The sequence below is a fragment of the Streptomyces sp. NPDC005722 genome (assembly GCF_040630935.1).
Lineage (GTDB): Bacteria > Actinomycetota > Actinomycetes > Streptomycetales > Streptomycetaceae > Actinacidiphila.
In genome coordinates, this window is sequence record NZ_JBEXYN010000088.1 from 1 (window position 1) to 12,496 (window position 12,496).

General features: G+C 68.5%; 10 protein-coding genes and 4 pseudogenes. 10 read left to right on the top strand and 4 right to left on the bottom strand.

Translation table 11 applies throughout. From position 1 onward, the window contains the following. Positions 1 to 145: 145 nt before the first annotated feature. A pseudogene (locus ABZ479_RS40980) lies at positions 146 to 356 on the top strand (IS5/IS1182 family transposase); the annotation flags it as partial. A 66-nt stretch (positions 357 to 422) separates the two neighbouring features. Here ABZ479_RS40980 and ABZ479_RS40985 read toward each other — a convergent pair. Continuing rightward, positions 423 to 1,333 (bottom strand): annotated as a pseudogene (locus tag ABZ479_RS40985) (transposase family protein). Positions 1,334 to 1,523: 190 nt separating this feature from the next. On the opposite strand from ABZ479_RS40985, the gene ABZ479_RS40990 reads away from it, so the two are divergent. The 3 genes and pseudogenes from ABZ479_RS40990 to ABZ479_RS41000 form a co-directional block, all read left to right on the top strand. Beyond that, positions 1,524 to 2,285 carry an SMI1/KNR4 family protein gene (locus ABZ479_RS40990; protein ID WP_500466341.1) on the top strand — a complete coding sequence of 254 codons (762 nt, stop codon included), beginning with the start codon at positions 1,524 to 1,526 and terminating at the stop codon, positions 2,283 to 2,285. 612 nt (positions 2,286 to 2,897) lie between these two features. Next, positions 2,898 to 3,665: a hypothetical protein gene (locus ABZ479_RS40995; protein WP_500466342.1), complete on the top strand. Its 768-nt coding sequence runs from the start codon at positions 2,898 to 2,900 to the stop codon at positions 3,663 to 3,665. Positions 3,666 to 3,679: 14 nt separating this feature from the next. Then, positions 3,680 to 3,907 (top strand): annotated as a pseudogene (locus ABZ479_RS41000) (hypothetical protein); the annotation flags it as partial. Here ABZ479_RS41000 and ABZ479_RS41005 read toward each other — a convergent pair. Continuing rightward, a complete protein-coding gene (locus ABZ479_RS41005; RefSeq protein ID WP_500466343.1) occupies positions 3,900 to 4,442 on the bottom strand; it encodes a DUF6368 family protein in 543 nt (180 codons plus the stop codon). The pseudogene ABZ479_RS41000 and the gene ABZ479_RS41005 sit on opposite strands and share 8 nt — an antisense overlap. Positions 4,443 to 5,394: 952 nt before the next feature. Here ABZ479_RS41005 and ABZ479_RS41010 point away from each other — a divergent pair. Next, the gene (locus tag ABZ479_RS41010) at positions 5,395 to 6,093 is read left to right on the top strand and encodes a hypothetical protein (protein WP_500466344.1); all 699 of its coding nucleotides are present in this window, start codon (positions 5,395 to 5,397) and stop codon (positions 6,091 to 6,093) included. A gap of 52 nt (positions 6,094 to 6,145) precedes the next feature. On the opposite strand, the gene ku is transcribed toward ABZ479_RS41010, so the two are convergent. Next, positions 6,146 to 6,967 (bottom strand): non-homologous end joining protein Ku, encoded by an 822-nt coding sequence (ku, locus tag ABZ479_RS41015; protein ID WP_500466345.1) that lies wholly within the window; start codon positions 6,965 to 6,967, stop codon positions 6,146 to 6,148. A gap of 492 nt (positions 6,968 to 7,459) precedes the next feature. Here ku and ABZ479_RS41020 point away from each other — a divergent pair, with 492 nt between their 5' ends. The 5 genes from ABZ479_RS41020 (at position 7,460) to ABZ479_RS41040 (ending at position 12,236) form a co-directional block, all read left to right on the top strand. Beyond that, positions 7,460 to 9,613 carry a LamG domain-containing protein gene (locus ABZ479_RS41020; RefSeq protein WP_500466346.1) on the top strand — a complete coding sequence of 718 codons (2,154 nt, stop codon included), beginning with the start codon at positions 7,460 to 7,462 and terminating at the stop codon, positions 9,611 to 9,613. 896 nt (positions 9,614 to 10,509) lie between these two features. Next, positions 10,510 to 10,740, top strand: a complete 231-nt coding sequence (locus ABZ479_RS41025) for a hypothetical protein (protein WP_500466347.1) — start codon at positions 10,510 to 10,512, stop codon at positions 10,738 to 10,740. 289 nt (positions 10,741 to 11,029) lie between these two features. Further along, entirely contained in the window at positions 11,030 to 11,290 is a 261-nt protein-coding gene (locus tag ABZ479_RS41030) for a hypothetical protein (RefSeq protein WP_500466348.1), read from the top strand. A gap of 35 nt (positions 11,291 to 11,325) precedes the next feature. Beyond that, complete coding sequence (locus ABZ479_RS41035) at positions 11,326 to 11,664, top strand: PIN domain-containing protein (protein ID WP_500466350.1); 339 nt, start codon at positions 11,326 to 11,328, stop codon at positions 11,662 to 11,664. A gap of 137 nt (positions 11,665 to 11,801) precedes the next feature. Further along, positions 11,802 to 12,236: a hypothetical protein gene (locus ABZ479_RS41040; protein WP_500466349.1), complete on the top strand. Its 435-nt coding sequence runs from the start codon at positions 11,802 to 11,804 to the stop codon at positions 12,234 to 12,236. Positions 12,237 to 12,339: 103 nt separating this feature from the next. Here ABZ479_RS41040 and ABZ479_RS41045 read toward each other — a convergent pair. Further along, positions 12,340 to 12,496: pseudogene (locus ABZ479_RS41045) on the bottom strand (IS256 family transposase); the annotation flags it as partial.

Consider the following 12,496-nt stretch of genomic DNA (forward strand, 5'->3'; position numbering starts at 1 on the left):
GGGCCGCGACCTCCTCGCCAAGGCCCGCCTCCACCCGATCGAGTCAGATACCGGCGACACCGCCCTGCCCACCGAACTCACCGCATAGCCTCAAAAAAGAGATCACCGAGTGGCCGTCGATACACCACCCCAACGGACGTGACCCGGCATCAAGCCCCTCATCGCCCGGCGCGGCGTCATCCACGGCTCCGGTCTGGGCAAAACCCGCTGGGTCGTCGAGCGCACCTTGTACCGCCTGGCTCCACCAGTTCAAACGACTCCGGATCCGCTACGAGCACCTCGCCGACCTCCACCAAGGCCTCCTGGAACTCGCCTGCAGCATCATCTGCCTTCGACGACTCCGTACGTCATTCTGAAACGATCAGTAACGACCTGGTGCGTGATTGCGGTGGCGATGTGACTGGCCGGTCGGGGGTGCTTGGTCAGGTGGTGGCGGTGCGGTCGGAGACGAGGCTGGCGACGGCGGCGTAGGTGGCGGGGTGGGTGTCGCGGCGGTGGGTCCAGCGTGTCAGTCCCTTCCAGCGCTTGTGGTCGGCGAGGGCGTGTTCGACGGGGATGCGCTGGGATGAGTGGTGGTGGCGGGCTCGCTCACGGGCTTCGTGGACCTCGGGTGGGCTGATCTTGTTCGGTTTCCTCGGCGGTGTGATGGCCTTGTCGGGGTGATCTCGGCGGAGGCCCAAGTAGCCGTCATCGAGTAAGACTTCGACTGCTGGGAACTGCCGGAAGAGGTCGTCGATGCCCTCGCCTCGTATTGCGGTGGCGTCGTGCATCCGCCCTGGGCGAAGGTTGCCGGCCCGCAGGGTCCGGCCTTGCCCGTCAGCCATGACGGTCGCTTTTATGGTGTTCTGCTTCTTCTTGCCGGACACGAAGGCCCGCCGTCCGCCCCGATGGGAGGCCGGACGACGGACTTGGACCTCGGTGGCGTCTAGCCGCAGCTTCACGCCCTCGGCCTGTGCGTAGGCGAAGACGTCCGCCAGCGTCCGCAGCCTCACACCAGGGCGGTCGGGTACTGCAAATCCTCGAGTGGCTAGCAGGCCGCGGACCTCGGCAATCGCCCGGCTGATGGTGGAGCGGTCGACTCCGAAGAGCAGGCTCAGTGCCGCATGCGGCAGGTCGTGCCGCAAATGAGTGTGGCGGCCACACGGTCGACGAAGACGAGCTGGTGCCTGGCCCCCGCTCCGGCGGCTCGGCGCCGTGCGCCGCCCCGTGCGGCGTGACGCCGGCCCTCGACCAATGCCTGCCACGGGCTAGACAGCTCAACCACCAGGTCAGCCAGGTGCCGCCGCGACAGGCCCGTCAGTATCCGATGCCCGAGCACCGCACGGTTCACCATGATCGTCACAGCGTCAGATCATGCCGCCCACAACCACACCCGTCACATCGCCACCGCAATCACGCACCAGGTCGTAAGGGCTGGCCGACCGAATTGAGGCTCAAGCCCCCGAGCCGTGTGCCGGCCGGAGCAGACCGGGGCCGCGGGAAATCCATGGTGGTGTGACGGGAGGGCGCCATAGCGTGTTGCCATGAGCGAGGAAACGTGGGCAGGGGTACGGGACCGGGTACTGCGACTTGGTGAGCTCGCAGGCAGCGAGTCGGTCTTCGGTGCCCGCAGGCACGGCTTTCGGCTTGGCGCGGTCATGGCGGAGGAACAGCTCCGGTCGCTGGAGGCGGCCCTCGGCGTCGACCTGCCCACGCAGTACCGCAGCTTCCTGCTCCAGGTCGGAGCCGGAGGCGCCGGCCCCGACTACGGCCTGGTGACGCCCGTCCTGGGCGGCAGCGGATGGCAGTGGTGCGACGTCGGATTCGCCCACCGGGGTCAGGGGACCACAGCCGAGCTTGCCGGGCGCCCTTTCGTGGCGGAGGCCCTGCAAAAGGAACTCGACGCCCTGGATGCGCAAGAGCCCAAGCAGGAGGCGTATGAGACCGACGAGGCCTTCCACCAGGCGTTCACTGCGTGGGACGCGCGCTACGAGGAGCTGTACGACGCGCAAGAAGCAGGCGTGGTCTTCCTGAGCGAGCAAGGCTGCGGCTACTCCTCATTGCTTGTTATGACGGGCCCGCACGCAGGCGCTGTCTGGGAGGACTTGCGGCCGGCGGACGGCGGGATTGTGCCGACCGGACTCGATTTCGCTCAGTGGTACAAGCGTTGGCTCGTGCGTACCGAACAGCAACTCGAGCGACTGAAGAGGGGCAGGCCCCGGATTCTCTTGACACGCCAGCGGAGTCTTTTCAGGTTCCTTCGCCAAGTCCGGTCGGCACGGCAGAGCGGAGCGAAGCACCGGTAGTTCAGTGAAGGCACCGTTGCCGACGTTGCACCAGACCCATGGGGTGACCGAGCGGTTGTTGGTGGCTGGCGCGTGGTGGTTAGGCTGTCGCGGGGGTGGCTGCTCCTATGCGTGGTCCGGAGGGGGCGGGGTCTGGGTATGGGGAGGCATCGCGGTCGGTGGGGGTTGCTTGTGGGTTGGGCCGGCGGTTTCGGAGTGCTGGGAGGATGTCGGCTTGGTGTTGGTCGGTGGGTTGCGGGCTGTGGGGGGAGTTGAGGTCGGGCGTGAGGCTGGTGTAGAGGTCGTCGTGGGTGAACATGGCCTTGAGACTGGCCCAGGTGTCGTCATCGATGAGGGGGAACGGAACCTACTGGCCCCGGCCTCCTATCCCTGGCCCAGGGTGCAAGGTAGGGGCGGTCACAGGAACTCGCCTTCGCGGCTCGGCCGCCGTTGGGAGGGGGCTCGGCCCGGGAGGGAATCTACAATTGAGCATCGGGTCGAACGGAGAGCTGCGAGGACTCAAGTGGCTGGCGAAATGAGCAAAGAGCTGATCATCAGCCCCCGTAGCGAGCGCGTGCGAGAGGAGCTGGCGGAAGCCGCTGCCTGGAGTGCGTACGCGGCGGAGCTTCGCGGGTGCTCGGAGCCGCGATTGAGAAGAGCGGCGCAGACCTCCTGGAGGTGGGCGGGCTGCTGGTGAGCGAGCCCCTTCCCCAAGAGCACCGCGGCCTGCGCAACGGTGCGGAGGTCCGGCCGCCGCAAGCCATGGGGCTCGCTGAGGGAATGGCAGCTGGGCACGGGCCGTATTGTCAGCTTGCCGCACCCGGGAGACTTCAGTTCGAGTCGGGATGGGACGGAGCGGTACACCTCTACACCACACCGGCGGTGGCCGCCGATCTCGCGGGACTCCATGGTGAGGACGCGACGTTCTTGTGGCAAGACGCGGCTCCTGAACCGATACAGATCTCGGACCCCGTCGACGCCGTCGCGGACACGGGTTTCTGGGCGAGGGCGGCGGAGGCGTCCGAGTGCCTGACCCTGGTCTGCGAGCGCTGGGCGCACGGTGTTCATGGGTGCAGATGGTTCCACGTGACGCCGGAGAGCACAGCCGAAGTGGCCCGGCTACTGCGGCCACGCTCGCTGGTTTGCGTGGCCGTCGAGCCGGAGCTGAACCCCAGAGCGGAGCTGCTGCAAGACGCCTTCACCACTTTCGTGGCCCCGCTGCCGTACCGCGAACTGGTCCATCGGAACTACCCCAGTGGAGCCGACACACTCTCCGAGGTCACGGATGACGGTTTCTCCCTCATGCTGGCCGATGCGGCGCTGGGCGATTGGTGCGCCGTCGTACCGGACACGGACGGGGTGGCCAGGGAGCAGTGGGAGAGTCCGGGCGTGAGTAGTTGAGGTGCAGGAAATCCCGGCGAGATGATCTCCCTGGTTTCCACACCTTTGCCGCCGGACTTGAACGCGACCTGGACGCCGTGATTGCCGGCCTGACCCTGCCCTCGAGTTCGGGAGCGGTCGAAGGCCATGTGAACCGAACCAAGATGCTTAAGCGGCGGATGTACGGACGAGCGGGATTCGACCTCCTGGGAAACCGTGTCCTTCTCGGCGGACTGAACCCGCCCTCGCCACCGACTACTTGAGAAGCCTGAAGCCCGGTTGAGCAGCCCACGCACGCAAGAATTCCGCCGTGCCGAACACAGTCGGCAACGGACCGTCCGTCATCGCGAGCACACCCGGAAGTGCGTCCACGACTGCAACCTGGTCATCCAGCAGCTCAGCGTTGGCAACGCCACCAACCACGTCCATGATGGCAGCCGTCAGTAGGGCCGTGGCGAGATGATCGATCGGTCTGTTGCACCCAGCGATGACGTCCACCGCGTGCGTCGGGCTGAAGCCGATGAGGGGTTCCAGATCGGGGCCGTCCGCGTGCTCAGCCTCGAAGGTCTCCTCGTCCCCGATTCCGAGACCCATGACATAAACCAGAAATGGCCGGCGACCGTCGACTTCACCTGGGTCCGTGGCGCCGAGTCGGTCGGCGAACACGTTGAGGTCGTAGCCGCCAGGGCGTTTCTCCTCGAAGAAGGCTGACGCCCCCACCAGGAAACCCCGGAGCCGCTCAACAACTGCGGCCGGAACCGCCTCGGCCAACTCAATCATCAACACTGGACCACCCATAGCGGGAGCCTAACCAGCCGAGCGGCATGTCCCCAGCGCATTACTCAACGTGGCCGTGCCACACAAACCGTGCCAGAGCCTGAGCACGGACAGCAGATGTTCGCCGCTTCGGGAGGTACCACCGTCTGGCGCTTTCTATTGCGGAGGCATGATTTCCCGTCAGGTCGGGGGGTGGGCGTCGGTGTCTTCTGCTGGCTGATGAGAAGAGGCGTGCGCGTGTCCTGGGTGAGGTTCTCAAGATCTCGCTCAGCCACTGGCTGCGGACGGCTGGTAGCCGGACCAGGGTGTGCCAGAAAATTCCCGGGGTCGGGTCTGAAGAGGCTGCAGGGGTGCGGTGCGGGCGGATCGTCGCGTAGGACGCCGTCGGGTATGACGCCCGACGCGGGGGCGGGCAGGTGCGGCTCGGGGAAAGCCAACCACCACCACACCCCGAATGGCAGGGGCACGGGGTGCCGAGGCGGCCGGGCTGGGCGGGGCCCAGGTCTGCCCCGTCTGCGGATGGACCGGCACGATGAGGATGTCGATGTCCGCGTCAGGGGCGGGCAGCCCCGGTCCGGCCAGAACGGCGCGCCGCGCCGGCGGACTTGCGGGGCCGGCGCGGGAGGCGCACTGTACGCCACGGCGGTGAACGACACGATCGTGGCGCCCGGAGCGGCATATTGCCGGCTACTCAGGCAGGGCTGCGCGGCATCGACTCCTGGCGTACCGCGGTGGCGCGTCCGCTGTCGTTCTCGGGGAACCGCAGCATCCCTGTGGACGCGGTGTTCCAGGACACGGACGCCGGGCTGCCGCTCCTGCGCCCCCTGAACCTGCCGGTGCACAGGCAAGCACCATGCTGCACGACGCGGCGCGGCAGCCGCCCACATGCCGACATCGGCCGATGAGCAGGCGCGGGGTGGGTAGGGTCGGGGGCGTGTTTGACGCTGGGGAACGAGAGCGTGTCCGGGAGCGTTTGCTGGTTCTCGCGGACGCGGATCCTGCGGTGGTGGGCGCGGCGGTGACGGGGTCTGAGGCCGTCGGTGCCGCGGACCGTTGGTCGGATCTCGACCTTGCGTTCGCGGTCGACGGTGAATTTGGCCCTGTGCTGGAGCGTTGGACGGCAACGCTCTATGAGGTCTTCTTCGCCCGACACCACTGGGACCTGCCCTCGGGCTCCACGGTCTATCGGGTGTTCCTCCTGCCCGGCTGGCTCGAGGTCGACATCGCGTTCACCCCGGTCGGTGAGTTCGGACCGCTCGGGCCTGCCTGGCGCAGCGTCTTCGGCCCCGCCGTCCCCCTCAGGCAGGGCGATCCTCCCGGCCATGACCACCTCGTCGGATTGGCCTGGCACCACGCGCTCCACGCGCGGACCTCCATCGAACGCAGCCGCTACTGGCAGGCCGAGTACTGGATCGGTGCCGTCCGCGACCAGGTGATCGCACTGGCCTGCCTCCGCCTCGGCCACCCCTCCGCCTATGCCAAGGGCGCCCACCTGCTTCCGCAGGAACTCACCGCCGATCTCCACCGGACGCTGATCCGGTCGCTGGACGACAAGGAACTGCGGCGGGCCCTGGCCGCAGTGCTGACCGCGCTGACACGCGAACTGGAACGCACCGACCACACGCTGGCGGCGCGACTGCAACCCATGCTGGCCGAACTCGCCGACCTGTAGTTGCATTCTGCCGCCAGGACCGCATCGGGCTTTGGAGTAGCTCGGCTGTGCGTCATGAGTTCCAGGTGCTGCTCACGGATCCCGGCTGCGGGCTGCACCGTGTACTGGAGGGCTGCGTACGCCCGCCATGGGGTTGGGGCATCGGCGACCGCAGAGGAGACCGAGTGGCGAGCGACCCGTCATCCGCGCGGCGCATCTCCGGCTCAGGCGGTCCGCAGCTGCACCTCGGCTGTCTTTCGGGGTGTTCCTCCTCGGAGGGCTGCTCGTGCTGGTGCGCGTCGATGCTGGCCGGCAGAGCTGCCATCAGGTCGACGACGTCACCGGGTGCCGGCGTCACCGCAGCGGTGTCCGGGAGAGCCTCGCCCTCCAATTTCGCGGTCACTAACTCCGTCATGGCGTCTCGGTACCGGTCGCGCAGCGCCGCCAGGTCGAAATCGGCGGAGAGCGCGTCCATAAGGCTCGTAGCCATCTGTACCTCCTGCGGCCGCACGGTCACGTCAGCAGCCGGTGCGAGGCCTTCGGTGGACCGGACTTCGTCAGGCCAGTTCATCGTCTGGAGGACCAGCACATCGTCCCTGACTCGAAGCAGCGCCAGCTGTTCCTTGGCGCCTGTGCGCATCGTGACCTTGGTGATGGCGACTCGGCCGGCCTCGCGCATGGCGTCGCGCAGGAGAACGTAGGGCTTGGCCGCGCTGGTATAGAAGCCGAGGAAGTAGGAACGCGACAGCTGTAGAGGGTCCACTGACGTGGCGTCGACGAAGGCCACGACGTCGACGGTCTTGATGGAGGGAATCGGCAGGTTGGCCAGGTCGTCCTCCGTCAGCACGACGGTCCGGCCTTGAGTGTCGGTATAGCCGCGGGCCAGCTGCTGCACCGGGACCTCCTGACCGCAGATCTCACACCGCGACGGAGCCTGATGCGCCCGCCGTCTTCAGCGTGGACCTGGTGCAGCGGCACGCTCTGCTCCTCGATGACCGAGTGGATCGTCACGGGGATGGTCACGAGGCCGAAGGTGATCGAGAGACGGCTGATGGCAGGCAGCATGCTCTCCATCGGACCCGGGGCGGATCGGCACCACACTCCGGCCAGCGCAAACGGGCGACTTCATGAGTCTTCTAGGCCCGGTCGAGGTCCGGGCCACGCTCCTGACGTGGTCGTCACGCTCACCGGCCGGATGCGCGGCCGCGAGCAGACCGCCCGGTGCGCTGTCGTGGCCGCGCGCACCGACTGAGCTGCGGGATCGGTGGCACCCACCCTCATCTTGATCGACGTGCGCTGATTCAGCTGGCAGAGTCGTGGCCACTGCCCCGGGTCCGGGGCGGGGGGAGGAGCGGACCCCCACAGGTCCGCCGGTAAGTGACGACACATGAGAAGAATCGCGGCCCATGGGCTGCACCTCCTGGCGACGGTCCTTGCGGCCGTCGTGCTGATCTGGACACAGGCGATGCCTGCCGCGGCGGTCACGACGACGCCGGGGGACGCGACCGGTACCGCCCACACCCGGGAGACGGTCCGAGCGATGACATGGAACATCTGCGGCGAGGCCGGCGGGCGGGTCGCCTCGGACGCCGGCTACTGCCCGTACCGCAACGTGCCCGACAAGAAGATCGAGGGCATCGCCCAGGTGGTCAAGGAGCAGGATCTCAACGTGGTCATGCTCCAAGAGGCCTGCTCGGTCAGCCACTTGGCGCCGCTGGAGGCGAGGCTGGAGAGCGACGATCCGGGCTCCGACTGGACGTTCGCGCTCGCGGGCACGACGCGCCCGGGGGAGACGTACCAGCCGGATCGGCCCGGAGTCGAGTTCGTCGACGCGCAGGGCTCGAAGTGCCGCGGCTCTCTGTCCGGCACGCTGGGCGTAGCGATCGGCGTCAAGGGCCGGTTGACGTGGAAGACGGAGACGGACTTCACCACTCCGCTCGGTCTGGCGATGGGTCGCGGGACCGTGCTGTGCGTGGAGGCGGCCGGCTGGGAGAACCACCTGTGCACGACGCACGTGTCCAACTTCGGGGCGGACGTCGAGTCCGGAAAGCTCACGCAGGCGCAGGCCGACCAGTACTACGACGACCAGATCGCGACGGTCACGAACGTGGTGGGGAAGTTCCCGTCCGTCGTCCTGGGCGGTGACTTCAACACCCGGCTCCAGGACAGGCTCCAGCCGCTCTACGCGCTGATGTCGGAGTGCGACCAACGGACGTACAGCCCCGGCGAGTCCGCCAACGAGCCCACGAAGTTCACGCTCGACGGCGTGAGGAAGGACTCGAACGGCGGGATCCTGTCGTACACCGGGTACACGACCTCCAAGATCGACTACCTCTTCGCCACCGGCGGCTTCACCGGCTGCGACTCCCGGACCGACTTCGCGGACCAGACGGACTACCGGCTCTCGGTCCAGCCGACCTGCACGGACGCGACGCCGACGACTGTCCCCGACCCGTGCAGGCCCGACGCGACCGGCTACTCCGACCACACCCCGCTGTATGGCCGCACGCAAGGCGGCGGGAAGCTCTCCTGGCAGCTCGACGGCAACCCCGGGGCCACGACGGGCGGCTCCGGCGGATACACCGGTACGTTGGCGGGCGGCGCCTCCTGGGCGCCGGGCGAGCACGGCGGAGCTCTGGCGCTGGACGGTTCCACCGGTGCCGTCGCCGCGGCCGGCCCCGTCGTGGACACCACGCGCAGCTTCACCGTCTCCGCCTGGGCAAAGGTGAACCCGGGTGTGGGCACGTCGGTCGTGCTGTCCCAGGACGGGACGATGATCAGCGGCATGATGCTCTGGTACAACGCGGGGGACAGCACCTGGCGCTTCGCCCTGCCGAAGGCCGACAGCAGCACCTGGAGCGTCGACCAGGCCATCGCCCCCGCCGCCACCCCCGGCACGTGGGCCCACCTCACGGGGGTGCACGACGCCTCCGCCGGCACGGTGGCCCTCTACGTCGACGGCGTAAAGAAGGCCACGGCCGTCCACGCCGACGCCGACCGCTGGGCCGCGACGGGCCCGTTCGTCGTCGGCCGCGACAAGGTGAAGGGCGCTGACAATGCGTACTTCAACGGGTTCGTGCAACGCGTGGCGGCCTTCGACTACCCGCTGCGCGACGACCAGGTCGCCTCGTACGCTGGCAAGCTGACGGCGCCGACCGGCAGGAACACCGCGCTGCGGGACGTGCCCGGCGAGCCGAGCTCCCAGGGCTGCCACCAGTCGGTCGATCCCTTCGGCGCCGACCACGGAACGGCGACCAGCCTCACCCCGACGCTGACGGCGACGCTGACGAGCCCCGACCCGTCGAAGGAAGTCTGGGCCGAGTTCTCGATCTGGGACAACACCGACACCACCCAGCCCCAGCCGATAACCATGGGCCAGGCGGGCTCGGCCAGCCCCAAGGTCCGCGGCCAGGGCACCGTCTCCGTCCCGGTCCCCCAGCTCATCCCCGGGCACTCCTACGGCTGGCGCGTTCGCACCACCGACGGCACAACCACCTCGTCCATCTCCTCGAACTGCCACTTCAGGGCACCCGCGGCCTGACGGCCGGAGCGTGAAACCCGGTGACCGCCGCGCCGTCTGCCCGCCACAGTCGGCGCCGCCCCCGGGCCGTATAGTCGGCCAATCGGTCGGCGAGGGAGCCGTGCCTTCCCCGCCCCGCAGCGAAGGCACGGCTCCCGGGCGACCCCACGACTACGCGTCCCGATCGGCCAGCGTTGTGTTCCACCAACGGCCGACCCAGCGGGATGGCAGTGGCCAGTACTTGGGCCAAGTCGGTGATCTCAGCACCGGTCACCACGATCCGCGCCACGTCGGCGGAGTCAACCTGGTCAGGAGGTCCCTCGGCGATCACGACGCGCCCAGCAGGGTTCAGTACATCGCGAAGGCGCGCTGTCGTCGGAGCGCCCTCATCCATGCCCATCGTTCCCACGTAGATCACGTCCGCGAGGATATCGACGCCGATCCGCGGGCGGCCCCCGAGGCTGTGTCTTCTCAACGCGGTTGCAGACGGGGATCGCCTGGGCGCGGCCCTGACCTGCGGGCGTCTTGGGGCTACGAGGTGTTCCGCTTCGGCCACGACGAACTGGACGACCGTGACCGCGCCCGCCCGGTGGTCGCCGACTTCTTCCGCCAACTCCTGAACCGTCCGCCCGGCGACCACTCCCTGAAAAGGGTCGCCTGGTCCCGCACTCGCCCCCGTGTGCAGGCAGTGAGGGGGGCGGGGCCCCAAGGGGGGAGGCCGGGGCCCCGCCGGTGCGCGCTGGACGTGACGGTTACGGGAATGCGCACGTCAACACTGGCCGATGCAGCCTGGCCGTGTGAAGGCGCGGCACTGCGTCGCTGACCTCCACTCCAACGGCAGGCGCCACCACTGTGCAGCAGGCGCCGGCTGCTCGCTGAGTGAGTGCTGCTCACCGTTGTGCGGCACGCTGGACATCATGGAAGGCGCACGGTTTGTGGTACACGGCCTGTCGCCGAGCGGTGGCCGACTGGTGACGATGCACCGTGAGGGCCGGATGGAGGACGACTACGTCGGCACTGCGTTCTCCGACCACGACCTGCTGCTAATCCTGCGGTCTGCAGGCCTGCCGGAGCCGGGCCTGGCGGTCGACGGCCCACGCTGGGTGGAATGGCGAGGTGCCGAAGCGCACCGGTGGGGGACCGGCTGAGGTAGGCGGCGCCGCCCTGCGGGCGTGTCCGGCTGGAGAACACGCCGCGCACCCCCGGCAGAGCGGCACGCCCGGCGTGCCGCCGCAGGCCATCATCACACGCATAGGGCGTAGCCCTACGAGCCGCCGCCCGGGACATGACCACCGGGCTGGACGCGCTGTTCATCCGGCCCGTCCCGCGCTGACAGACGCCAGGTCCCTCCAGGGCGCGCGTGTCCCGGAAGTGGACACGGGTACGTACCCGTACCCCTTATAGTGTCGTGCAGCATCGTGAACGGAGACCCCTTTTATGTCCGACGCGAACGTCCGGATCCCCGCCGAGGCCCGCGACCGGCTCTCGGAGATCGCCGCGGCCGAAGGCCTGTCGCTGCGCGCCTACCTGGCCCGTCTGGCCGACAGCCTCCTGACCCCTGCAGAGCGGGCCGAGCGGGCCGAGCGGGCCCGTGCCATCTTGAACGCCTGGAACGGCTACGCCCCCACTTCTACCGAGCAGGATGATCTGGACGCCGAACTTGACCGCCGCTTGATCCAGGCGCAGGCCGCCCGGTGAACCAGGTCGTGCACGTCGTCCTGGACGACACCGCCATGGTCGCAGCCGGCCGCGGCAACCTCCTCGCTTCCCGCCTCATCCACCGCGCCCACGCCGAGGCCGGCTGGCACCTGTACGCACCCACCTGCGCCCTGGTCGAGGCCGACCGCGCCCGCCCTGGCACCGCCGAGCACATCGCAGCGCTGCCCGGCATCACCGTTGTCGACCTCGACCTGCCCGCCGCCCTGGCTGTCGCCCGGGACAACGCCTGGGCCGCCGCCCATACCCGCCACGCCGCCCAGCCCACCCCGGAACGCCCTGATGGTGCGGTGATCGCCACCGCCGCCCCGGAGCAGTGGGCCGGGCAGCCTGTCCGGGTCCTCGACCTCACCTGAGCCCCGCTCAGCACCCCCCCAGGGCTCCTCAGTGACCGTCATGCCCATCGCATCGCTTTGAAGGGGCGTCGATCGCCTGTTCCGGTGCGACTGCGCCCCTGAACGACGCTCCTCATCAGGGCTGGCATGATCCAGTTATGGGAAACGTCTACGACTACTACGCGGCCACTGACGACACGCAAGCCCTTGCACTGTTCGAAGGCGACGTCATAGCCGACCCCTTTGGCACGGTCGGTCTCAAAGGGGCGGACCCCTACCTGATCCTCGGAACCGTCGAAGCCCACCTGACGGGCGTATCCGAGGAACAAGTGGAAGCCGACCCGCGCTTTTGCGCACTGCTCAACGACGCCGAGCACGAGGGGCCCTGGCTCGTCTCGCTCACCGATACCCTCCGTGACGTCCTCGCAGCGGCCACCCCGAAGCGCCTGCTGGAAGCCGCCACCGCATGGACGCACACGGAGGACGGCCGAGGCGAGGACCCAGTGCTCATGGCCGACTTCCTGGAACGCCTCGCCGAACTCGCCGGCGATGCAAGTCCGCGACGACGCCTGTACTGCGGCATGTCCCTGTAGGGAAACCCAGCCGCGCCACAAGACAAACCAGCCGAACCCCCACTAGAGGTCACGTCCGTTGGGGTGGTGTATCGACGGCCACTCGGTGATCTCTTTTTTGAGGCTATGCGGTGAGTTCGGTGGGCAGGGTGGTGTCGCCGGTATCTGACTCGATTGGGTGGAGGTGGGCCTTGGCGAGGAGGTCGCGGCCCATGTAGCGGCGAGCTTCGGTCCATTCGTCGTTCTGCTCGGCCAGGACGGCGCCGACCAGGCGGATCACG

Excerpts from the sequence above, each read along its gene's own strand:
- ABZ479_RS40990 (WP_500466341.1), top strand. The coding sequence starts at position 1,524 with ATGAGCGAGGAAACGTGGGCAGGGGTACGGGACCGGGTACTGCGACTT.
- ABZ479_RS41005 (WP_500466343.1), bottom strand. The coding sequence starts at position 4,442 with ATGGGTGGTCCAGTGTTGATGATTGAGTTGGCCGAGGCGGTTCCGGCC.
- ABZ479_RS41020 (WP_500466346.1), top strand. The coding sequence starts at position 7,460 with ATGAGAAGAATCGCGGCCCATGGGCTGCACCTCCTGGCGACGGTCCTT.
- ABZ479_RS41025 (WP_500466347.1), top strand. The coding sequence starts at position 10,510 with ATGGAAGGCGCACGGTTTGTGGTACACGGCCTGTCGCCGAGCGGTGGC.
- ABZ479_RS41030 (WP_500466348.1), top strand. The coding sequence starts at position 11,030 with ATGTCCGACGCGAACGTCCGGATCCCCGCCGAGGCCCGCGACCGGCTC.
- ABZ479_RS41035 (WP_500466350.1), top strand. The coding sequence starts at position 11,326 with ATGGTCGCAGCCGGCCGCGGCAACCTCCTCGCTTCCCGCCTCATCCAC.
- ABZ479_RS41040 (WP_500466349.1), top strand. The coding sequence starts at position 11,802 with ATGGGAAACGTCTACGACTACTACGCGGCCACTGACGACACGCAAGCC.